General features: G+C 62.9%; 21 protein-coding genes and 3 tRNA genes. 7 read left to right on the forward strand and 17 right to left on the reverse strand.

The window, feature by feature from the left end:
* Positions 1–79 precede the first annotated feature (79 nt).
* Complete coding sequence (gene rpsB / locus MU551_RS11280; protein WP_247044160.1) at positions 80–955, reverse strand: 30S ribosomal protein S2; 876 nt, start codon at positions 953–955, stop codon at positions 80–82.
* A gap of 464 nt (positions 956–1,419) precedes the next feature.
* On the opposite strand from rpsB, the gene MU551_RS11285 reads away from it, so the two are divergent.
* Complete coding sequence (locus MU551_RS11285) at positions 1,420–1,929, forward strand: M23 family metallopeptidase (protein WP_247044163.1); 510 nt, start codon at positions 1,420–1,422, stop codon at positions 1,927–1,929.
* A gap of 12 nt (positions 1,930–1,941) precedes the next feature.
* Here the strand turns inward: MU551_RS11285 and MU551_RS11290 are convergent, their stop codons facing one another.
* From MU551_RS11290 to MU551_RS11315, 6 genes are all read right to left on the reverse strand, one after another.
* A complete protein-coding gene (locus MU551_RS11290) occupies positions 1,942–3,132 on the reverse strand; it encodes an acyl-CoA dehydrogenase family protein (RefSeq protein WP_247044165.1) in 1,191 nt (396 codons plus the stop codon).
* A 182-nt stretch (positions 3,133–3,314) separates the two neighbouring features.
* A tRNA-Ile gene (locus MU551_RS11295) sits at positions 3,315–3,388 on the reverse strand.
* A gap of 110 nt (positions 3,389–3,498) precedes the next feature.
* Positions 3,499–4,707: a glycosyltransferase gene (locus MU551_RS11300; RefSeq protein WP_247044465.1), complete on the reverse strand. Its 1,209-nt coding sequence runs from the start codon at positions 4,705–4,707 to the stop codon at positions 3,499–3,501.
* Between the two features lie 116 nt (positions 4,708–4,823).
* Positions 4,824–5,729, reverse strand: a complete 906-nt coding sequence (locus MU551_RS11305) for a DMT family transporter (protein ID WP_247044167.1) — start codon at positions 5,727–5,729, stop codon at positions 4,824–4,826.
* Positions 5,729–6,352 (reverse strand): CDP-alcohol phosphatidyltransferase family protein, encoded by a 624-nt coding sequence (locus MU551_RS11310; protein WP_247044170.1) that lies wholly within the window; start codon positions 6,350–6,352, stop codon positions 5,729–5,731. The genes MU551_RS11305 and MU551_RS11310 overlap by 1 nt, the downstream gene beginning before the upstream one ends.
* A gap of 52 nt (positions 6,353–6,404) precedes the next feature.
* Complete coding sequence (locus MU551_RS11315; protein ID WP_247044171.1) at positions 6,405–7,262, reverse strand: phage holin family protein; 858 nt, start codon at positions 7,260–7,262, stop codon at positions 6,405–6,407.
* A gap of 180 nt (positions 7,263–7,442) precedes the next feature.
* On the opposite strand from MU551_RS11315, the gene MU551_RS11320 reads away from it, so the two are divergent.
* From MU551_RS11320 to MU551_RS11330, 3 genes are read left to right on the forward strand one after another with little or no spacing between them, the layout of a single operon-like run.
* Positions 7,443–8,669: a multidrug effflux MFS transporter gene (locus MU551_RS11320; protein ID WP_247044172.1), complete on the forward strand. Its 1,227-nt coding sequence runs from the start codon at positions 7,443–7,445 to the stop codon at positions 8,667–8,669.
* A gap of 9 nt (positions 8,670–8,678) precedes the next feature.
* Positions 8,679–8,858 carry a hypothetical protein gene (locus tag MU551_RS11325; protein WP_247044173.1) on the forward strand — a complete coding sequence of 60 codons (180 nt, stop codon included), beginning with the start codon at positions 8,679–8,681 and terminating at the stop codon, positions 8,856–8,858.
* Positions 8,859–8,907: 49 nt separating this feature from the next.
* Complete coding sequence (locus MU551_RS11330) at positions 8,908–9,315, forward strand: hypothetical protein (RefSeq protein ID WP_247044175.1); 408 nt, start codon at positions 8,908–8,910, stop codon at positions 9,313–9,315.
* Between the two features lie 57 nt (positions 9,316–9,372).
* On the opposite strand, the gene MU551_RS11335 is transcribed toward MU551_RS11330, so the two are convergent.
* The 9 genes from MU551_RS11335 to MU551_RS11375 form a co-directional block, all read right to left on the reverse strand.
* A tRNA-Asn gene (locus MU551_RS11335) sits at positions 9,373–9,445 on the reverse strand.
* A gap of 124 nt (positions 9,446–9,569) precedes the next feature.
* A tRNA-Asn gene (locus MU551_RS11340) sits at positions 9,570–9,642 on the reverse strand.
* A gap of 56 nt (positions 9,643–9,698) precedes the next feature.
* Positions 9,699–11,570: a DNA primase gene (gene dnaG, locus MU551_RS11345; protein WP_247044177.1), complete on the reverse strand. Its 1,872-nt coding sequence runs from the start codon at positions 11,568–11,570 to the stop codon at positions 9,699–9,701.
* Positions 11,571–11,649: 79 nt separating this feature from the next.
* Positions 11,650–12,939 carry a deoxyguanosinetriphosphate triphosphohydrolase gene (locus MU551_RS11350; RefSeq protein WP_247044178.1) on the reverse strand — a complete coding sequence of 430 codons (1,290 nt, stop codon included), beginning with the start codon at positions 12,937–12,939 and terminating at the stop codon, positions 11,650–11,652.
* Positions 12,932–14,110, reverse strand: coding sequence for a tRNA dihydrouridine synthase DusB (dusB, locus tag MU551_RS11355; protein ID WP_247044179.1), 1,179 nt, complete (start codon positions 14,108–14,110; stop codon positions 12,932–12,934). The genes MU551_RS11350 and dusB overlap by 8 nt, the downstream gene beginning before the upstream one ends.
* Before the next feature lie 107 nt (positions 14,111–14,217).
* Positions 14,218–15,756, reverse strand: a complete 1,539-nt coding sequence (locus MU551_RS11360; protein ID WP_247044182.1) for a YibE/F family protein — start codon at positions 15,754–15,756, stop codon at positions 14,218–14,220.
* Positions 15,757–15,815: 59 nt separating this feature from the next.
* Positions 15,816–16,793, reverse strand: a complete 978-nt coding sequence (locus MU551_RS11365; protein ID WP_247044184.1) for a GNAT family N-acetyltransferase — start codon at positions 16,791–16,793, stop codon at positions 15,816–15,818.
* 2 nt (positions 16,794–16,795) lie between these two features.
* A complete protein-coding gene (locus tag MU551_RS11370) occupies positions 16,796–18,181 on the reverse strand; it encodes a glycine--tRNA ligase (RefSeq protein ID WP_247044186.1) in 1,386 nt (461 codons plus the stop codon).
* Between the two features lie 250 nt (positions 18,182–18,431).
* Complete coding sequence (locus MU551_RS11375; protein WP_247044188.1) at positions 18,432–19,436, reverse strand: DMT family transporter; 1,005 nt, start codon at positions 19,434–19,436, stop codon at positions 18,432–18,434.
* A gap of 33 nt (positions 19,437–19,469) precedes the next feature.
* Between MU551_RS11375 and MU551_RS11380 the strand changes: the two genes are divergently transcribed.
* Positions 19,470–19,706 (forward strand): RNA-binding S4 domain-containing protein, encoded by a 237-nt coding sequence (locus tag MU551_RS11380; RefSeq protein WP_247044191.1) that lies wholly within the window; start codon positions 19,470–19,472, stop codon positions 19,704–19,706.
* Between the two features lie 16 nt (positions 19,707–19,722).
* On the opposite strand, the gene MU551_RS11385 is transcribed toward MU551_RS11380, so the two are convergent.
* On the reverse strand, positions 19,723–20,373 hold the full coding sequence (locus MU551_RS11385; RefSeq protein ID WP_247044196.1) for an alpha/beta hydrolase: 651 nt from the start codon (positions 20,371–20,373) through the stop codon (positions 19,723–19,725).
* Positions 20,374–20,443: 70 nt separating this feature from the next.
* Here MU551_RS11385 and MU551_RS11390 point away from each other — a divergent pair, with 70 nt between their 5' ends.
* Complete coding sequence (locus MU551_RS11390) at positions 20,444–21,319, forward strand: SGNH/GDSL hydrolase family protein (RefSeq protein ID WP_372489847.1); 876 nt, start codon at positions 20,444–20,446, stop codon at positions 21,317–21,319.
* 50 nt (positions 21,320–21,369) lie between these two features.
* Positions 21,370–21,939: a hypothetical protein gene (locus tag MU551_RS11395; RefSeq protein ID WP_247044197.1), complete on the forward strand. Its 570-nt coding sequence runs from the start codon at positions 21,370–21,372 to the stop codon at positions 21,937–21,939.
* The last annotated feature ends 6 nt before the right edge of the window (positions 21,940–21,945 follow it).

Genomic DNA, 21,945 nt, shown 5'->3' on the forward strand with positions numbered 1-21,945 from the left:
CTCAGCGAGTGAGCAGCCATCCGGTCGGTAGTCCCGGAGCTGCGGGCAACCCAGGGATGGTCAAGCTTTGATTGCCTGCTTACTTGGCAGCGTCAGCTTCAGGTGCTTCGTCGGCAGCCGGGGCTTCCTCGGCAGCAGCCGGAGCAGCTTCGGCGGGGGTGGCCTCAGCGGCAGGAGCTTCTTCAGCCTTGCTGCCCTCGAGAAGCTCGCGCTCCCACTCGGCCAGCGGCTCTTCGGGGGTCTCGGCAGTGCCCGTTGCACGCTGGTTGCGGGCGATCAGGCCCTCAGCAACGGCGTCGGCGACTACGCGGGTGAGCAGGTTCACGGAGCGGATGGCGTCGTCGTTACCCGGAATCGGGAAGTCGACCTCATCGGGATCGCAGTTGGTGTCCAGGATGGCAACAACCGGGATGTTCAGCTTCTTGGCTTCGTCAACAGCAAGGTGTTCCTTCTTGGTGTCCACGATCCAGAGCACCGAAGGTGCCTTGGTCAGGTTGCGGATACCGCCAAGGTTGGTTTCAAGCTTGGTGAGTTCGCGCTTGAGGAGCAGCAGCTCCTTCTTGGTGTACGTGGAACCGGCGACGTCGTCGAAGTCGATCTCTTCGAGTTCCTTCATACGCTGGATACGCTTGGCGACCGTCTGGAAGTTGGTCAGCATACCGCCGAGCCAACGCTGGTTGACGTAGGGCTGGCCGACGCGCATTGCCTGCTCGGCAATGGCTTCCTGGGCCTGCTTCTTGGTACCGACGAAGAGAACGGTGCCGCCGTGTGCAACGGTGGCCTTCACGAACTCGTAGGCGCGGTCGATGTAGGACAGCGACTGCTGAAGGTCGATGATGTAGATGCCGTTGCGCTCCGTGAAGATGAAGCGCTTCATCTTCGGGTTCCAACGACGGGTCTGGTGTCCAAAGTGGACGCCGCTGTCAAGCAGCTGGCGCATAGTTACGACGGGCATGCCGACGCTCCTTCCGGCAGGTCATTCATGAGAGAGCTCATGGCTCTCTTACCCTGCCAATAGTTGACGGTTGATTTAGCTTTGCCCAGTTGGGCTTTTGCTCCTGGCATCCCTTGCTCCTCTCATCAGGACCGTTGCCGGTACTGACCGCAAGAGGCGCAATCCTCCACAGCCGAAAGTCCGGACTGGCTGGACTTCCGAAAACGGAGGGCTGGATGCGCGTAGTCAGCTACTGCTCCCCCACACCTCTGAATGAGACGTGCCGACGAATGGCAACCTGCAGAACACGGACGCGGACGTAACGTGGGCTGAAGGCAGGCACCGTTGAGGGCACAGCAAACTGCTCCGTCAAGTGTACTACAGCGCCTCCCTTACCAGAGACCAAACCCGGGGCCGTCAGCACGTTCTCCACATAGCAGGTCGGGCGCCTTACGACGGCACACGGAGACGGGCAGGCTGGGGATATGAAAGCATCAATCCTCGCAGTGCTCGTGCTGCTCATCGCACCCTTGGCAGGTGAAGGTCCGGCCGAAACGGCCATCGATGAACCCCGGGGCAATTGGAGTTGGCCGCTGTCCCCTGAGCCCGCGGTACTGCGGGCCTTCGACCCGCCGGACAAGCCGTGGCTAAGCGGCCATCGAGGAGTTGATCTTAAAGCCACAGCAAGCGCCACGCCGGTCACTTCGCCGGAGGCAGGCACAGTCACGTTCGCAGGCGTTGTGGTGGACCGGCCTGTCATCACCATCGATCATGGCGGCGTCAAGAGCAGCTTCGAACCCGTCGAGAGCAGCCTGGCTGTCGGAACGGCGGTGTCGAAGGGAGACGTTATCGGCACCGTGCTTCCTGGTCATTGCGGGGACATACCGTGTCTCCACTGGGGAGTACGCCGCGGCGAGGAGTACCTCGACCCGTTGTCGTTCGTCAGGGACCTGCGTCCCTCCATCCTGCTCCCGCTGACAGCCAGGGGGCCTTAGACGATTGCCGGCTTAGACGATGGCCGAGATTCCCGTGATCGCGCGCCCGGTCACCAGGGTGTTGATTTCGTGAGTGCCTTCGTACGAGTAAATGGCTTCGGCATCAGCGAAGACTTTTGCCATTTCGTAGTCGGTGACGATCCCGTTGCCGCCCAGAATGCTGCGGCCCAGGGCAACGCTCTCCCGCATGCGGGCAGTGGTGAAGGCCTTGGCAAGCGCGGATTGTTCGTCCTTCGCCAGGCCTGCATCCTCCAGCTGGGACAGCCGGACCATCATGCCCATTGAGCTGACAGCGTTCCCCAGGATCTGAACCAGCTGGCTCTGGATCAATTGAAAGGAGGCGAGCGGCCGGCCGAACTGGGTCCGCTCAACCGCGTAGCGTCGGGCGACGTCGAAGGCAGCGAGCTGCTGACCGACCGCCTGCCAGGCCACCCCGAGACGGGTGACCTTGAGGACCTTGTTCGTGTCCCTGAAGCTGTTGGCGTTCGCAAGTTTGAAGAAGTCGGGAACCACCACGTTGTCGAGGACGATGTCCGCGTTCTGGACGGTACGGAGGGAGATCTTGTTCTCGATCTTGGTGGCCGCGTAGCCGGCGGACTTGGTGTCCACGAGGAAGCCTTTGACCTGGTTGTCGGCCTCGTCGCGGGCGTAAATCACCACCCAGTCGGAGAAAGTGGCGTTGCCGATCCAGCGCTTGGCTCCGTTAAGGATCCACTGACCGCCGTCATATCGTGCCGTGGTGCGGGTGCCACCCGCAACGTCGGAACCGCCGAGGGGTTCAGTCAGGCCGAACGCCCCGATCTTCTTCATGGAGTAGATATCAGGCAGCCAGGCTTCCTGCTGTTCCTGGGACGCCAGCGCCTCAATAGAGCCAGTGAACAATCCGTCATGGACTCCCATGAAAGTGGAAATGGAGGTATCAGCGCGGGTGACTTCAGCGTGAATGATGCCGGCAAAGAGGTTCGAGTGGCCCTGGCGCCTCACGGGACTGACGAGGTCAATTTCTGCCAGCTTGGGGATCAGGTCCATCGGGAATTCCCCCCGGTTCCAGCAGTCCACTGCGATCGGCTTTACTTCCCGGGCCAGGAATCCACGGATTTCAGCAAGGCGGTCCTGCTCTTTGGTGGTGAGCATCTGCTCGAACCCAAAAAAGTCACCGTCAGCGTAGGGGAGGTTATCGATGTCGATAGCAGCTTTGGACATGGTGTTCCTTCACATGTGGTCAGCAAGGGCCGGAGGGCCTGGACTGCGGGTTTAATAAGTTACCCATGAGTAACATACCGATCAGTAACATACCGCACATGGAGCCAAAAGCAAAGGAGCCGTGGCTGAGGGTTTCACCCTCGAGCCACGGCTCCTTTCTTGTTCAGATCTTGTTCAAACAGTAGGGCTACTCGGACTTGAACCGAGGACCTTAGGATTATGAGTCCCGCGCTCTAACCAGCTGAGCTATAGCCCCGTGCGCCCCCAGAGCACCATCCAGACAGGACAGCGCCCCCGGGGCAAAAACACTCTAACAATAGTAGTCGAGCACCGGTGGTGCCCACGCCACTCTGGACCATGGTGTCGTCAGACCTGGATGTCGTCGTAGCTGGCGCCCCGGTACAGGTCCTCGAATTTCTGCAGGACACCATCGATGCTGTGAGGTTCCACCATGGAGCGGCTCGCCTTGCCCATCATGGCCCGGTCTTCTGCCGGAAGGCTCAGCACCCGGGAAATTTTCTCAGCGAGGTCTCCGCTGTCATTGGGCCGGAAGAGGTAGCCGTTCTCGCCGTCGTTGACCAGGTGCGGCAACGCCATGGCATCTGCCAGCACGACCGGAGTGGACGCAGACATCGCCTCGAGAGTCACCAGGGACTGCAGTTCGGCTGTACCCGGCATGCAGAAAAGGTCTGCCTTGATGTAAACCTCCCGGAGCTCCGCGTCGCTCGCCAGGCCCAGGAACGTGACCCTGTCCTTCAGGCCAAGACGCTCGACCTGCGCCTCAAGCGCGGGCCGGACCTCGCCGCCGCCCACAATCTGGAGATGTACGTTCAACTCAGCCGGCGTCTTTGCCACAGCATCAATCAGCACATCCACATGCTTTTCTTCCGCGAGCCGCCCGGCGAACACCACGGTAGGCGCCGGATTTGGCTCCAGGACTTCCCCCGGCTGGAGCTCATAGGCTGCTGAATCTATGCCGTTGGAGAGCGGGAGAACCTTCCGCAGGAAGGCGTGCTGGTGCATGGCCTTAGCGGCGAGCGGCGTGGGAGTGGTAACCACGTCCGCCTTGCCCATAACCTTGCCCATGTCCTTCCAGGAAATGCGCCCAATGATGTCCTTGAACCACTGCGGGAACGGCATGAACGGGTTGAGGTTCTCCGGCATGAAGTGATTAGTGGCCACCACCCTGATGCCCCTCTTCACGGCTTCGTAGAGCACGTGCTCACCGATCATGTAGTGGCTCTGGATGTGGACAACGTCCGGCTGCACTTTGTCGAACAGGAGGCTGATTTCCTTCTTGATCTCCCACGGGAAGCAGATCCGGAAGTACTCATGCGTGGGCACCTTATGGGAGCGGAGCCGGTGGACCGTGGCTTCGTCCCGGAACTCGGTGTAGCTCAAGCCCTTGTCCTGCCGGCAGGCCAGCACGTGCACGTTGTGCCCGCGTCCCTTCATGCCTTTGGCCAGGCGGTAGCCGAATTGTGCGGCCCCGTTGATGTGGGGCGGGTAAGTATCCGCAGCGATCAGGATGGTGAGCGGTGCCTGGCTGTCGGGCTCTTTTTGGCTATCGGGCATTGTCACGTGGAAAGCTCCTGGTGTTCACGTTGAGGACAGCGGCAGCCGCTGTTCCGTGCAGGGTGCCCGGCGCCTGGGGCGCCGGTTGCCGGCTGAGTCTGGTCGGCTGAGTTGCCCTACTGGACCCGCCCCGCAGCCTTCCGCGCGTCCTTCTTGCGCTTTGTGACCTCGGGATGGTGCCTGGAAAGGGCTATCACTCCCACGATAGCAAGGGTTGCCGCCGTACCCATCGAAATGGCCATCACGGCGTGGACATCGGGCCTGAGTTCGCCGAGGATTGCAATGCCGATCGCGATCCCGACAATCGGGTCCACTACGGTGAGTCCGGCAATCACCAGGTCCGGCGGCCCCCCTGAATAGGCGCTCTGGACGAACCAGGAACCCAGCCCTCCCGCGGCGGCGATCGCAACGACGGAGTACCACGGCACGTTGAGCAGGCCCAGCCCGTTCGGATCGAGAATGTGTTTGCCGATGATGCGGGTCAGAACGGCCACGAAGCCGAACAGGACACCGGCTCCAATGATGTAAACGAAAGCGCTCATGCGGTGCCTGAACATGACTGCCAGTGACCCGAAGAGGCCCACTGCCAGAGCAAGGAGCAGCACGATGGTGAGTTCGTCGTCGGAACTCACATGGTGGTTTTCCTGGGTTACATTGACGGCCAGCAGGACGAACAGCGCCGACCCCGTCACACACGCCGAAATGGCCACCACCGTGGCCCGGTTGATGCTGATGCCCTGGTCACGGGCGTTGACGATAGTGGTGATCACAAGGGCGATTGCCCCAATCGGCTGAACCACGGTGAGCGGGGCAGTGACCAGAGCAATAGAGTTCATCGCCATTCCCGCCACGAGCAGGAGCAGCCCGAAGACCCAGCGGGGGTTACGGAGCAGTCGCAGGAACCCGTTCGAACTCAAGGCGAGCCCGCCAGTGTCTGCTTTTACGGCGCTCCCCTGCCGCTGCGCGCCGAAAGCCAGGAAAAAGGCTCCCAGTACCGCAAGGAAAACCGCCAGCCATACCATCAGCGGCGTCCGCCGTCGTCGGCGCTTTGCATTTTGCCTTTCCTGACGATGGCCCGGAAGTAGTTGAAGGCGGCCACCCAATGCCCTAGAAGTCCAAATCCCAAAAATACCCATGCGATGACGAAGTACAACTCCGTCAGGGGGATGGGCAGTTTGGACAGTACCAGCAAAGGTGTGCCCACCAATAACAGGGCGGTTCGGATCTTACCGATGCGGCTGACGGGAAGATCGGGGTGGTTCCGGAAATAGAACAGGGAAGCTGTCAGGAGGACGGCGTCCGGGACCAGCAACGCGGTGAGGTACCACCACTCCACCACTCCGGCTATGACGAGGGTGACGGCAACCGAGATCAGGGCCAGGCGGTCGGCCATGGGATCCAAAATGCGCCCCAGCCTCGACGTCTGGTTGAACCGCCGGGCGATATATCCGTCGATCCAGTCGGTGCTGCCCATGATGGCAAGGACCAGCACCGCGAAGCCGTATTCCTTTCGGTCAAGCACGAGCCAGACAAAGAGCGGCACGCCCATGAAGCGCAGGACGGTGAGGATATTGGGGACGGTGAAGATCAGGTCGTGGTCGACCTGCGGCTGACCCGGCCGGGCACCAGCGCCGATAAACTTCATCCGTTCACCCTTTCGATGCCGGCAACGGCCATGGCTGAGCTCAGCTCAGGTCCTAACCCTTGAATAGTTTCCGCAGCAGAACCAGAAAAACGGCGGCGGAGGCGGCAAAGGCGGCGAGTGGCTTCCATCGCAGCTCCGGCCGGCCTGAGCTGCCCTTGGGAAGGGATGCGGAAGCCGCTTCGGAGAGGGCAGCTATCCTGCCTCCAACAGCTTCCTGGCCGTCCCTTAGGATGGCCTGGGCACCGGCCAGAAGCGCCTGCCCCTGCACCTTGACGTCGAGTTCTTCGCCGAGATCGTCCCGGACCCCGGTGAGATGGTGACGGCGCTGTGTCAGGCGGCGGCGCAGTTCAGCTTCGGTGGGGGTGGGAGCCAGATCGGGTTCGGCAGCAGCCTTCGCTTCCTTCTCCGCTTTGGCCATGGCAGCCTTCGCGTCTCTTTCGGCTTTGGCGGCCTTGGCCTGTTCCGAGGAAGGATCAAGGATGCTCGGGTCGTAGTCCGAGCCCTCCTTAACCACGCCGAGATCGTGCTTGAATCCACGGATGGTGTCTTCCGGCAGCAAGGGCATGGCCTTCTTGAACTTCCGCAGCCCCACCAGGGCTCCAATGAGCATGATCAGCAGAAAGACAGCGCAGATGATCAGGGCCGCCAGCCAGGCCGGCATGATAGTGGCCAGGCCCATGATGGCGGCAACGATAAGTCCTGTCAGCAGGAACGCGCCGAACAGCAATGCCACCGCGAAGAAAGCGGCTGCAGTGCCGAGTTGAATGCCTTTACGCTTGATCTCCACCTTGGCCAGGGCAATTTCGTCGTTGATCTGCCGTGGCAAGAGCCTGATGACAAGCCTCAGGGTTTTGGGCAGCGCGGTGAGGCGCAGTCCGTTGCTTGTCCGGCCGCTGTGACGTCCGCTCATCGGTACCGCCTAACTGGTTCAATCTTCGTTCCGCTATCGCTGGGTGCCGGGCCGACGCCACTATCCGCATCCCCCGTTGTCAAAACTATCATTCAGCGTGTTGACGGGCTTGGGGCGGCAGCGCGCCGCGCGCCCTCCAACGCTGTAGAAGTTTTCTTCAGGGCCCTAGGATTGACTTCCGTGACCATTCCCCCCACTCCGGGCGATTTCCTGAGCCGCCGCCGAAAGATCCTGTACATCCTTCTGCTCGGTGCCCTCACGGCCCTGGGTCCCTTCACGGTGGACCTGTACCTCCCGGCTTTCCCCGCGTTGGAGGCCAGCCTGGGAGTTCCGGAGGCGGCTGTACAACTGACGCTCACCGGCACGACGGTGGGCTTTGCCCTGGGACAACTGGTGGTTGGTCCGTTCAGCGACAAGTTCGGCCGCAGGCTTCCGCTCATCATTGCCACGGCACTGCATATTGCAGCATCGGTAGGAGCAGCGCTCTCAACGGATATCACCAGCCTGGGGATATTCCGCGTCCTTATGGGAGTGGGTGCTGCAGGAGGCGGAGTGGTGGCAATGGCCATGGTCCGGGACCTCTTCAGCGGATATGCCATGGTGCGGATGTTCTCACGAATGGCCCTGGTCAATGGTCTGGCACCCATCCTTGCTCCGGTCATCGGATCCCAGCTGCTCCTGGTGATGCCCTGGCCCGGCATCTTCATATTCCTGGCGGGCTACGGCACGGCAGTGGTGGTGGCGGCCATCTTCCTTGTGCGGGAGACGTTGCCGCCCGAGGCCCGCGGACGATCCGGGTTGACGGCAAGCCAGCGATACAAACTCCTGTTCTCCGACAGGATCTTCGTGGGGCTGCTGCTGGTGGGAGGCCTGAACTTCGCCGGGCTCTTTGCCTACCTTTCCGGGTCGCCGTTCCTCTTCCAGGACGTCTACGGCTTCAGCCCGCAGGAGTACGGCCTGCTCTTTGGCATCAACTCACTGGCAATCGTGGCAGGAGTGCAGACAAGCTCACGCCTCATAAAAAACGTCCCGCCGCAGTGGATCCTCGCCTGCTCCACCGCCTGGATGTTCCTTATGGCGCTGCTGATCGTTCTCTTCGACCAGCTGGGATTCGGCCTGTGGGGCGTCCTGGTGCCACTGTGGTTCTACATCCTGGGCACCGGCTTCACGTTTCCGTCCGTTCAAGTCCTTGCCTTGGCCAACCATGGCGCCCAGGCAGGAACGGCTGCCTCTTTGCTCGGCGCTGCCACCTTCTTGCTGGCCGGCATCATCTCTCCGCTGGTGGGTGCGCTCGGCGTCGGTTCCGCGACACCCATGGGAGCAGTCCAAGCCGGCTGCATCCTGCTGGCCGCTGCCGCCCTCTGGCTGGTGGTACGGCCCCGGACCGTCCCTTCCATCCACGGGTAGGCTGAAAGCATGGCTCAGAAACTCCACCGCAACGGGCGCGGGCTCTTTCTCGGAGCGCTGCTGGGCGGCGTCGCCGGCTTCTTTGCGGGGCGGATGATGGGGAACATCGCCCTCGGAATCATTCTGGGGGCAGTGGTGGGAGCGGCCTTGCTCTATCGGGTGAACCCTGGCCCCTGGAACCGAGAGTAGTCCCCTCCGCCAGTGGTCCCTGCGCCCTGTTGCGCGATAAAGTTGTGCTATGCCCAACTGGCGGGATCGTCCTTCTCTTCCGGCCACGTGGCAGCGGTGCGACACCGGGATCCTGCCTCTGTGGTGGGAACGGTTGTGCAGCCAAACCAGCCCCCAATCCGCGGCTCTCTATGCGGCAGGCCTTTTCACGGAGGACCGTCGCCGGCCTATCGCCCAGTGGTTCAATCCGGCCTTCAACGCCGCGCTCCTGGTAGCACCTGAAACGTCCCCGGAATGGCCGGTACAACGCTTCGGCATCTTCTACGCTCCGCCCAACGCCGGCTTCACCCGTGTCCACTCAGCGCCGCACGAGTGGCATCCGCGGAAACCCCGGGAATCCCCCACCGAGGACGAAGCCTTCCAGGCGGCCGTCGCGGAGGCCGAACGGTTTTTGCAGGTTGAGATGGATTTTGTTTGAATCCGTCCCACAAAAAAGGTCCCGCAGCGGGTTTTCACCTGCTGCGGGACCAGTGCGCTCCTCCTGCTGGACTTGAACCAGCAACCCTTCGATTAACAGTCGAATGCTCTGCCAATTGAGCTAAGGAGGAAGGAAGCAGGTACGACATTAGCAAAGCTTTTGCCCCTATGGGAAATCGGGAGCCGTGCAGGCATAAATACCCCGCCGGGGTACGAAAAAGCCTCCGCCCGAAGAGTCCGGACGGAGGCTGTGCGCTCCTCCTGCTGGACTTGAACCAGCAACCCTTCGATTAACAGTCGAATGCTCTGCCAATTGAGCTAAGGAGGAATGAAGCGGCTATAAGCCTAGCAAACACTGGCCGTGGAAACGAAATTGGAACAGACTCAGGCCTCAGCCCGCAGCGCCCGGCGCTCCATCTCCAGCTGCATGAGTTCCCGGTTCAGCCGCTGGAACTCCTCGGGATCAGCCGAAGCGTCCAGCCGCTGCAACTGTCCCATCTTCTGGGCCTTGACCCGGGTGATCTGCAGTTCAAAGAGGCGCGACAGGATGTCCTTGCAGTACTTTTGCACGCCCTCTGCCGTGCTGGCAGGCAGAGGGACGACGGCGAGCTCGGACACCAGCGGACGCAGCGGCTCGGGTACCTCCTGGCGCAGCTGCTCCACCCACCGGACGGGGTCACTTGCGTATCCCAGCCCAATGGCACGGATTGCTTCGTGAACGGCGAGGTAGGCCGGCGTGGAAAACCGTGCATCCGTGAAACGCTGCCACGTTTCGCCCTCGAGCATCCCTGGTTCCTGGACGGCGACTTCCAGGGCCTGCCGCTCCATGGACGCCACCGGGTCCCTGGGATCCGGCCGGTTGAAAGACGGCACGACGCCCGCCGGGGTGGATGCAGCCAGACCCGGCCCCTGTGACGGCTTCAACCCTTGCTTGGCGGCTGCATTGACCACCCGGAGTACTTCATTGGGGTCCGGCATTCCCAGCCAGCCGGTGAGAGCCTGGCAGTAGCCCGTGCGCGTAGAGGCGTCCCTAATGGCCGCCACCACCGGGGCCGAGGCCCGAAGCCCCTGCACCCGCCCTTCGACGGTGTCGAGGTCAAACTGCTTCAGCGTGCTTCGGATGGCGAATTCGAACAGGGGGCGCCGGGACTGAACCAGGGAGTGGACTGCGGCATCACCCTTGGTCTGGCGCAGCTCGCAAGGGTCCGCACCGGTTGGCTCCACGGCCACGAAGGTCTGTGCCACGAAGCGCTGGTCCTCCTCGAAAGCCCGCAACGCTGCTTTCTGCCCTGCGGCGTCGCCGTCGAAGGTGAAAATGACTTCCCCGCCGCTGCCGTCGTCGGAAAGCAGTCTGCGGGCAATCTTGATGTGTTCAGTGCCGAACGCCGTTCCGCAGGTGGCCACCGCGGTCGCAATGCCGGCGAGGTGGCAGGCCATCACATCGGTGTAGCCCTCCACCACCACCAACTGGCGCTCTTTGGCGATATTCCGCTTGGCGAGGTCGATGCCGTAAAGAACCTGGGACTTTTTGTAGAGCGTTGTTTCAGGCGTGTTGAGGTATTTGGGGCCCTGATCGTCCTCGTACAGTTTGCGGGCACCGAAGCCGATGGTGTCCCCGGCGATGTCCCTGATGGGCCAGATGAGGCGTCCCCGGAAGCGGTCGTAGATTCCGCGACCGCCCTCGGAAAACATGCCCGTCAGTTTCAGCTCCGGATCCGTAAAGCCCCGCCCTCGCAGGTGCTTCAGCAGGGCATCCCAGCCCTGCGGGGCGTAGCCGACGCCGAAGTGCTCGGCGGCCGCGCGGTCGAAGCCCCGGGTCTGGAGGAATTTGCGCCCCTCTGCCGCACCGGTGGTCAGGAGCTGCCCCCGGAAGAATTCGTCAGCTATCTTGTGCGCGTCCAGGAGCCGTTGACGCTTGCCCACCTCTTCGCGGTTCGGCCCCGTGCCGCCGTCCTCATAACGGAGTTCGAAGCCGATCCGGGCCGCCAGCTTTTCCACGGCCTCATGGAACGTTGAATGGTCCAGCTTCTGCACAAACGCGATCACGTCGCCGTCTTCGCCACAGCCGAAGCAGTGGTAGCGGCCCACCTGCGGCCGCACGGTGAAGGACGGCGAACGCTCATCGTGGAAAGGGCAGAGGCCTTTGAAGGTGCCCATGCCAGCGCCCTTGAGGGTCACGTAGCCGTCCACGACTTCCTTGATGTCCGTGCGCTGCCGGACCTCGTCAATGTCTTCGCGTTTGATCAGGCCGGCCACAGAGTCATCCTAGTACGAGGCTCCGACACCAATTCTCCGGAAGCGGCGTTCGACGCCGGACCGGCCTTTGCCGGCCGGGTCACCAAAGCGAGGGCAGGCTGCCCACGAGCCGTTCATACATCGCGAGGGCGGAGCCATCGGTGAGGGAAGCAACCTGGTCAATAACGACGCGCAACCGGGCGCCGTCGTCGTCCGCATCGCGCCAATCGGCCGCGAACATGGGCTCGAGGTGCCGGTCACCGCTGGCGTTGAGCTCCGTGACGAGAGCATGGAGCACTTCACGCTGACGCTCGTAAATCGGCTGGCGGTGCTCGGTGGTCATCACAAAGGTGGTGGCCAGTCCCTTCATGACCGCGATTTCCATCACTGTCTCATCGGGCACGATCAGCTCGGCGTTGTACCGTGTCAGATCCTCAGGACCGTAGACGGCACGGGTGGTCTCCAGGGCGCTCTGGCAGAAGCGCCCGATCAGCTGGCTGGTCATGTCCTTCAGGGCAGCCATGGCCTTGCGGCTGCCGTCAGCCTCCCGCACCCACACGGAGGTGGCCTCGAGCCGGGCCAGGGCTGCGTCGATGGCTTCGGGGTCGTTGTGGGGCAGGTACCACTGCTTGGCGTAGCCCACCACACGGGCGCGGTGGTCGGGGTTGTCCATCCAGCGCAACTGGAAGTGACCCGCGACGATGGCGTCCTCGACGTCGTGCACCGAGTAGGAGATGTCATCGGCGAGGTCCATGACCTGCGCCTCAAGGCACGAGCGTCGTACCGGGGCGTCGTCGCGGATCCAGTTGAAGATGGGCAGGTCGTCCTCGTAGGCACCGAACTTGCTGGTGCGCTGCCCGTGGATCACCGGTGCCTCCAGGGCAGACCAGGGGTATTTGGCGGCGGCATCAAGGCTGGCGCGCGTCAGGTTCAGGCCCGCGGGCCTTCCCTCCGCATCCAGCACTTTGGGCTCCAGCCGGGTCAGGAGCCGCAGGGTCTGCGCGTTTCCTTCAAATCCCCCGATGGAATGCGCCATTTCATTGAGCGCAGATTCGCCATTGTGGCCGAAGGGCGGATGGCCCAGATCGTGGCTGAGGCATGCGGTATCCACGACGTCGGGATCGCAGCCAAGCGCGCGGCCAAGCTCGCGGCCCACCTGTGCCACCTCGAGGGAATGCGTGAGCCTGGTCCGGACGAAGTCGTCGGTATCGGGAGCGACCACCTGGGTCTTGGCACCAAGCCTGCGCAAAGCCGAGGAGTGCAGGACGCGTGCCCTGTCACGTTCAAAATCCGAGCGGTACGTGTTTTTGGGCGGTTCTTCTACCCAGCGGGCAATGTCGTGGGCTTCATAGCCTGGAAGGACAGGGGCTGTGGTCCTGGTTTCAGCCACCCGAGACGTCCAGTTCCGCCGCGGAGATGTCCCGCGACTGGTCTGCGTCCATGCAGCGGTCCTCCAGCCAGTCCTTGGGCAGGGCTGGCTGTTTGGGTGAGCCTGCACGGCCGCGCGGTCCCTCCGCGTCGACGCCCGGGTACGGGGAATCGAGGTCCAACTGGTCCAATATCCCGCGCAACACCTCCAGCGTGGGCACGGTTGCCAGCTTGGTGCGGAGTTCACTGCCCACGACATAACCCTTGAAGTACCAGGCCATGTGCTTGCGGATTTCCCGGAGCGCCTTGTATTCGTCGTCGAACGTCTCGATCATCAGTTCCGCGTGCCGGTAGACGCCTTCGGCGACCTGGCGCAAGCCTGGCTTGTGCCGTTCATCGCTGCCTTCGAAAGCAGCCATGAGGTCCCCGAAGAGCCACGGCCGGCCCTGGCAGCCCCGGCCGATCACCACACCATCCACCCCGGTTTCGCGGACCATTCGTACCGCGTCTTCAGCGGACCAGATGTCGCCGTTGCCCAGGACAGGAATATCCGGCAACGCCTCCCGGAGGCGGGCGATTGCCGACCAGTCGGCCTGCCCGGAATAGAACTGAGCCGCGGTGCGGCCGTGAAGAGCGACGGCGGCAACACCGGAATCCCGGGCAATCCGGCCGGCGTCGAGGTACGTCAGGTGGTCCTCGTCAATGCCTTTGCGCATCTTGATGGTCAGCGGAACGTTGCCCTTGGAGGCTTCGCGCACCGCAGTCTGGACGATCGAGGTAAAGAGATCAATTTTCCAAGGCAGGGCTGCTCCCCCGCCGCGCCGCGTTACCTTGGGCACCGGGCAGCCGAAGTTCAGGTCAATGTGGTCGGCCCGGTCTTCTTCAACCAGCATCCGTACGGCCTGCCCCACGGTGATGGGGTCCACGCCGTAGAGCTGAACGGAACGGACTTTCTCGTCGTCGTCGTGGGAGATGATCCGCAGCGATTCCGGAGTGCGCTCCACCAGGGCGCGGGAGGTGACCATCTCGGCGACGTACAGCCCGCCGCCGTATTCACGGCAGAGCCGGCGGAACGCGGTGTTGGTGATTCCGGCCATGGGGGCCAGCACCACGGGGGTGTCCACCGTGATGGGGCCCAGTTTCAGCGGAGGGAGTTCCAGCTTGGGGGCGGGAGGCGTTGCTACAACAGTCACCCGTCCATTGTCTCAAAGCGGGGCAAATCGGGCTGCACCGCGTGTACCCGGCAGATGAAAACTTTGGGGAGCGGAATGCTGTCAGGTCAGGGCCAGAATGTGCCCGGTCAGGGCCGCTCGGCCGCCCGCCGTCCCCGCCGGGTTCCGTCTGTTGCACCGGCGTCCCCTGCTGTGCCCCCTGATGCGCGGTCAGGTGCTGCAGGTGCTCTGGGGTTTCGCGTCGCATCGCCACGGGCGACCGCTGCGGCCGCTGCCAGCGCGCCGGTGTCCTCGACGTCGTCGGGTTCTATGGCAAGAGAACCTGCCCGTGAGGCCGGCAGGACCCCTGCTGCCCTATCGCCAGCGCCCCTTATGCCCGTGGCTTTGACAACGAGGACGGCGATAAGCGTCGTGACAGGAATGGCCAGCACCAGGCCGACGGAGCCCACTAGGGTCCGGATGACTTCTTCCGAGAGTTCGGCGCTGGTGAGCGCTTCGCCCAGGGGCCTGTTGTAGAGCATCACGATAATGAGGGTTGGCAGGGCCGCGCCCGCGTAGGCGAAGGCGATGGTGTAGACAGTGGAGGCGATGTGGTCCCGGCCGATCCGCATGGCCGAGGTGAAGAGTTTGCGCGCACTGGTCTCCGGTGCCAGTTCGTAGAGCTCCCAGACAGCCGAGGACTGGGTGATGGTGACGTCGTTAAGCACACCGAGCCCGGAAATAATGAGCCCGCAGAGAATGATTCCGGAGATGGAGATGTTGGCCGAAACGTTGCTCAGCGTGGCGGCGTCGTGGCTGCCCACCCCGGCAAGGTTGGCGGCGTCGGTTGCCCACGCCGCCAGCAGCGCGGTGATCACCAGTCCGAAGATGGTGCCCAGCAGTGCCGTTGATGTTCTGGCCGAGAAACCATGGGCAAAGTACAGCACCCCGATCATGATCACCGTGGAACCCACCAGCGCCAAAAGAAGCGGCGGCTTGCCCTCGACCAGGCCCGGGAGCATAAATGCAACCAGGACCGCGTAGGCACCCACGAGTCCCACCAGGGCCCGGAGCCCACGCCAGCGTGCCACCGCCACTACTACCACCGCATAGAGGACAGCAAGCAGGATGATGGGGAGGGTGCGAACGAAGTCAACAAAAATATAGGCCGGTGCACCCTGCGAGGACGAGGCACCCTGGGCGTTGGAGAGGTTGAGGTAGCGGATATTGTCACCCACCTTAACGCCGTGGGACTTCACGACGTCGGGGTTGATGACCACCTTGACGGGATTCCCGCCTTTATCCGGCTCGGTGTAGGCAAAGGTGCAGTCAGATCCCTGTTGGGACGGCTGAGCGCCGCTCTGCTCCCCTGTTCCCTGCTGTCCGGTAGGTGGCTGTCCGGTGTTGTCTTGTCCGCTGGCAGCCGGCGCCTGGGTGCACGGTTCCACCACCACGCGCTGGATTTTGCCGGTATCAAACGTGACTCCGGGGGCAGCTGTGTAAGGGCTGGCGAGAGTGAGTCCTTCCTTGCTGCCGGAGGGCCACATCATCACCATGGCGGCCAACGTGAGCAGGGTCAGCGGAACCAGGACAGCCGCGAGGAGCCAGTTGGCCCGTCTCCTGGAGGCGATGGCTTCCGGCGTCGGTTCCGAATGCTCTGTGTGGCCGTGCGAGTGTCCGGATCCCATCAGCAGTTCGACCTCATATCTTCAACTCTACGTGTGGTGCAGTGGCCCCCTGGAACCGCTCAGTCCGAGACGACGAAAGTCTCGGCCCCCTGCCGCCTGGCGTTCCCCGAATCAAGCAGGGGTTCGATGACGGCGCGCAAGGCAGTCATCGAGTCATCCAGTTCGATGAGCACCGGATACTGGTAGGCGATAAGGGCCAACAAATCACGAACGGCCGCCTGCGCCTCGTCCGGAGCAAGCTGCGGATCATGGCCAAGGAAGACGTCCGACGGCTGGGCAGGCTGTCCGGGTTCGGATGTGCCCTGCGCATAACTGATCGCGAAGGCCTGCAGCTTGCCTTTCCTGCTGGCAGGCACGCCCGCCCCGAAGGCGCTTGCTTGGGGAGCCCTCAGCACAATGGCTCCGTGCGCCCCGCTGAGGTCATCAAGGAAGAGCCGCTGAACGGTGGAAACGCTGAGGTCCCCCGGGCTGTCCCAGTCGTGGACGGCCGTGTAATAACGGCCAACCACGTCGCTGAGCTCCACGGAACCGGTGGCCAGGTCCTCAACACGCTCCGACGCTGCTTCCTCTGAACCGTCCCTAAAGACCGGGAGCTTCAGGGCTGCCGGGTCCACTACTACCAGCTGCGAGCGCTGGATCGGAGTGAGCCCTGCCTCAGCGGCAAAAGCGGCGCCCGGAGTGCCGGGCTCGACCTTGCACCGCAACCTGGAAACACCCGACGGCGCCGCCTTGGCTTCATGCCGCAGCATGGTCAGCAGCGTGGAGCCTATGCCTTCCCGGCGGTGGTCGCGGGCAACCTCGATATACGCCCAGAGCCGGTCGGGGTGGAGGGACGCTTCGTGGACCACGCCTGCCGCCACTGGAATGGCGACGCCGTCAACAACGTCTTCTGCCACTATGCAGCGGCGCCACGGAGCATTTCCTGATGGTGCAAGCGTTCCACGGAACTGCCCCGCCTGGACAGTTTCGGGGTCTCCCCAGATCTCCAACAACGCGAGGTCGTCGCCGTCGCGCCATTCCCTGTACTCAATGGCCATACTCAGGCGCCCACCAGCCGGGCTGCGAGGTAGGCCTCCACCTTGCCGAGAGAAACCCGGTCCTGGCTCATGGTGTCGCGCTCACGAATGGTGACGGCCTGGTCCTCGAGGGTATCGAAGTCCACGGTGATGCAGAACGGTGTACCGATCTCGTCCTGGCGGCGGTAGCGGCGGCCGATGGCACCGGCGTCATCGAACTCGATGTTCCAGCTCCGGCGCAGCTGGGCCGCAAGGTCCTTGGCCTTCGGGGAAAGGTCCTCGTTGCGGCTCAGCGGAAGTACGGCAGCCTTGACCGGCGCGAGACGGGGATCGAGCCTGAGTACCGTGCGGACGTCGACTCCACCCTTGGCGTTGGGGGCCTCATCCTCGGTGTAGGCGTCGATCATGAACGCCATAAAGGAGCGGGTGAGGCCGGCGGCAGGTTCGATCACATACGGTGTGTAGCGCTCGTTGGTGGCCTGGTTGAAGTAGCTGAGGTCCTGTCCGGAGGCCTTGGCATGGGTGGAGAGATCGAAGTCCGTGCGGTTGGCGATGCCTTCCAGCTCGCCCCACTCTGAACCCTGGAAGCCGAAACGGTACTCGATGTCGGTGGTGCCCTTGGAGTAGTGGCTGAGTTTTTCCAGCGGGTGCTCGAAGAACCGGAGGTTTTCCTCCCGGATGCCCAGCTCGGTGTACCAGGACATACGTTCCTTCATCCAGTACTGGTGCCACTGCTCGTCAGTGCCCGGCTCCACGAAGAATTCCATTTCCATCTGCTCGAACTCGCGGGTGCGGAAGATGAAGTTTCCGGGCGTGATCTCGTTGCGGAACGACTTGCCGATCTGGCCAATGCCGAACGGCGGCTTCTTGCGGGAGGTTGTGAGCACGTTGCTGAAGTTCACGAAGATGCCCTGGGCGGTTTCCGGCCGGAGGTAGTGCAGGCCTTCGTCGTTGGCTACGGGACCCAGGTAGGTCTTGAGGAGGCCGGAGAATTCCTGCGGCTCCGTCCACTGGCCGCGTGTGCCGCAGTTGGCGCAGGCGATGTCCTTCAGGCCGTTCTCGGCCGGGCGGCCCTTCTTCTCCTCGTACTCTTCTTCGAGGTGGTCCGCGCGATAGCGCTTGTGGCAGGAGAGGCATTCTACGAGGGGGTCGGAAAATACGTCGACGTGGCCGGACGCTTCCCACACCTGGCGGGGAAGGATCACGGAGGAGTCCAGGCCGACGACGTCTTCACGGCCGCGGACCACTGACTGCCACCACTGGCGCTTGATGTTTTCCTTCAGCTCGGCACCCAAGGGTCCGTAGTCCCACGCTGAACGGGAGCCACCATAGATTTCACCGGCCTGGAAAACGAATCCCCGGCGCTTGGCGAGGGAAATGATCTGGTCGAGGACGGATTTTGCTGCCATGGTAACTCCAATTTCTACAGGCCGCTGGGTGCGGTCCGCGTGGTCTGGCCCCGGGTCCCCGGCTGGTTGCCGGGCGGGGCGGTGCAAGGTCCGCAGCCCCAACTAGGTAGCAGTAGACGCTGTTCTGAGCCCTCAAAACGACATTAAGTGCTACTTAGTTGGGTGTGCGGGAAGGCTGTGCAGAAAAGCTGCGGTTCCTAGACTACCGGCCTCCCGGCGTGATGGCTCGCCGAGTGGCCACCTGGGGACACTACCTTCTGAGCATCCCCCGCGGCCAAGGCAAAGTGGCCAGGACGATTGCGCCGAGAGTCAGAAGAGTTCCCAGGACGGTAGGGAGGGCTATCACTGTTCCAGGTGTGGGGAAAGCCACGTCCAAGCCAAGGGATCCCAGGAGTTGGCCAGCGATCATTCCCAGCCCCGTCACCAGCACTCCGAGGCTGCGGACCAGCAAGGCTCCCAGCCCGATAAAGACGCACCCCATCGGACCACCAAGGTAGTACCACCACTCTGCAGGCAGCGCATTTCCGGCGCCCAGGACAGCCAGCTTCATCAGCCATGCCAGCCACAGCACCACAGTGCCGGAAATGAAGTTGACCAGCGTGGCGGCGAGTGGTGTGCCGTAGTGGGCTGTGGCTGTGCCGTTCATGGCCTGCTGGAAACTTATGAAGAAGCCTGCCAGTACAGGGAGCAGCAGGGGAAGGAGCAACTGGCCTGGTTCACCCGGTCCGGCACCTGCACCCGCCTGGCCTGCAGCGGCGGCACCCGGCGTTCCGAACCGCGGCGACACCGCCCAGGTCACCGCGGCAATCGTGAGCAGGGAGCCAAGTATCCGGATACCCGTGACGGACCGCTTTCCTGCGGGTCCGATCCCCAGCCTGTCAACCAGGAGCCCGCTGAGGGTCTGCCCCGTTACCGTGGCTACGGTAAACAGGGCCACGCCGAGCAGTCCGATGGTCAATGACTGGGCAAAAACAAAGAGGGCACCGATGCTTCCAGCCATGACATAGAGGGGCGGAAAGCGGCGCTCTTTCACGGCCGGAAGGATCTGCGCGACGCCCGCCCGTCCCTTGGGCAGGATCAGGCATATGACCACCATGAGAATCAGGCCTGTGGTGAAACTCACCGTTGCTGCCGCAATGCCGTCGTTCAGCCTGGTTCCCAGTGCCCCGTTGATCCTGCCCTGGACGGGAATGGCCAATCCGGCGGCAACAGCCAAGGGGAGTCCTGCGGCAAGGGGAAGGTGGGGAACGGTCACCGGATCTACCCTACGTCAGGCATTATTGCTTGTATGAGCAACCCGGAGATTGAAGAGATTCCCATCCGTGACCAGATGATCCGCCTTGGCCAGCTGCTGAAGCTCGCCAACCTGGTGGAGGACGGCGTGCAGGCTACGGAGCTGATCAAGAACGGCCTCGTCCAGGTCAACGGGGAAATCGACGACCGGCGCGGCCGCCAGCTCCACGATGGGGACACAGTCACCGTTAACGGACATACTGTCCAGATCATCGCGCCCTCCGACATCTAGGCGGTGAGGCACGGCCCTACTTGTTCAGGACCTCATGGGTGAGGAACTCGGACACGTGGCCGATCTCCTGCTGGTTGATCCCGTGCCACATTCCGGTGTAAAGCACCTTGGTGAGCTTCACGTGCTTGCGCACCCAGCCCATGGTGAATTCAATCTTGTCCGGCGTGATGACCGGATCCTGCTGGTCCCTGCCCCAGAACATCGGCACACCGCCGTCGAGCTCGTGGTCAAAAAAGTCCGCATCGTCACTGGAATCCACCACAAAACCGGAAAGCCCGACGACGGCGGCAAAGTCCGAGGGGCGCTGCCGGAGCATTGTGGTGGCCATTGCCATACCCATGGAGAATCCCAGCAGGGTCACTGACGGGTGGTTGCCTTTGACGCCGTCGAGCCAGTCCAGGACGTAGGAGGAGGCGATCTTGACGGCGTCGATCGAGTATTCGACGGATCCGGTCAACGGAAACCAGGTGAAGCCCGGTCCCATGGCTATCGGAGCCCTGACGGATGCAACAACGAATTCTTCCGGCAGCATGTCCGCCAGGCTCAGCAGGTCCTGCTCGTTGGCACCATACCCGTGCAACAGGACCAGGAGCGGCTTGCCGGCCCGGGCCTCTTCGGGCTTGGACCAGAGAACAACAGGGGCAGGGAAGCTATCGGCTGAAGTCATGGATCCATTCTTACAGTTACCCATTAGTAACAACCTACGGTGGCGTAGCTTTGGACCTAGAGGGCAGGATATGAAGGTGAGCCAAATCGAAGCCGCTTCCAGCCATCCAGAGCCCACCCAACCGCATCCCTGGAGCCGCTATGTAGCCATGGGCGACTCTTTCACCGAAGGCATCGGCGATCCCGAACCCGGCAACCCCGGCGGGCATCGAGGCTGGGCTGACCGTGTGGCGGAGGAACTGAGCCGCGGACATGAGGACTTCGCCTACGCCAATCTGGCGGTCCGCGGACGGCTCCTCCAACAGATCGTGGATCAGCAGCTCGCCCCGTGCCTGGCCCTGAAGCCGGACCTGGTGACACTCTCAGCCGGCGGAAACGATCTCATCCGCCCCGGCGGCGATCCGGATGCACTCGCGGAGAAGCTGGACTCAGTGGTCCAGATCCTCAGTATGGACGGCGCCACCGTGGTGCTGTTCAACGGCCCGGACACAGGATCGTCGGTGCTTGGCCGGATCCGCAGCAAGGTGGCCATCTACAACGAGAACCTCCGAACGGTGGCCGCACGGCACGATGCCATCATCGCCGACATGTGGTCCTTGCGGCAGCTGCACGACCCGCAGATGTGGGACCCTGACCGGCTGCATTTCTCGCCACTGGGTCACCACACCATTGCCGCCATGGTCCTTGATTCACTCAACGTCAAGCACACGCTGGAACCGCTCGCGCCAAAACCGTTGCCACCACGCAGCTGGCGGGAAGCACGGACGGGCGATCTCGTCTGGGCCAGGGAGTACTTTGTCCCGTGGGTGGTCCGGCGCCTGCGGAACCGCTCATCGGGTGATGGAATCACTGCCAAACGGCCAACACCTGGCCCGGTGTTCGGACCGGGCATGCCGCTGGGCTCCGGTGAAGGACCCCTTGCTACCGAGGACTCACGGCACTCGTAGCTTTCCCCGGCCGTTAAGCTGGAAGGAATACATCTGAGAGGCGTGACGTCGTGGACGCATTTTTCCTGCTTATCATACTGGGGGTCCTGGTTCCCGTGGCAATCCGCCTGTTCCGCAGGTCCGGTGGCCGGAACCAGAACCAGGGCATCAACGGTCAGTATCCTGGCCCGCTGAATAACCAGAACAACCAGTACAGGGATGGTTACACCCAGCGGGACTATTACGGAGCTTTCGGCGCCTTCGACCAGCCAGGCAACCAGCCCGGCAACCAGGGTCCGTATGGACCGCCTCAGGTCCCTCCCTTCCAAGGACCCAACGGTTATCAGGATCCGAATGGCTACCAGGGTCCTGGCGGCTATCAGGGTCCCGGTCAGCCTGGTCCGGGATACCAGGCTCCGGGCCAACCCGGCCAGGTCCCTTTCGAAGACAGCCCGGAGTATCGGGAGTGGCTGTCCCGCCAACAGCCCCAGCAGCCTTCCGCCCCTGAAACCCCACCGCCGCCGTCGGCCCCGCAGGGTTACCGGGCACGGAAACTGGCTGAACTGGATCAGCAGTACAGCAATGGTGAGATTGCGATGGAGGAGTATATGGCCCGCCGGGCCGAGATCATGAAGGGCTAAAAGCGC

The organism is Arthrobacter rhizosphaerae (assembly GCF_023062595.1).
GTDB classification, from domain to species: Bacteria; Actinomycetota; Actinomycetes; order Actinomycetales; family Micrococcaceae; genus Arthrobacter; species Arthrobacter rhizosphaerae.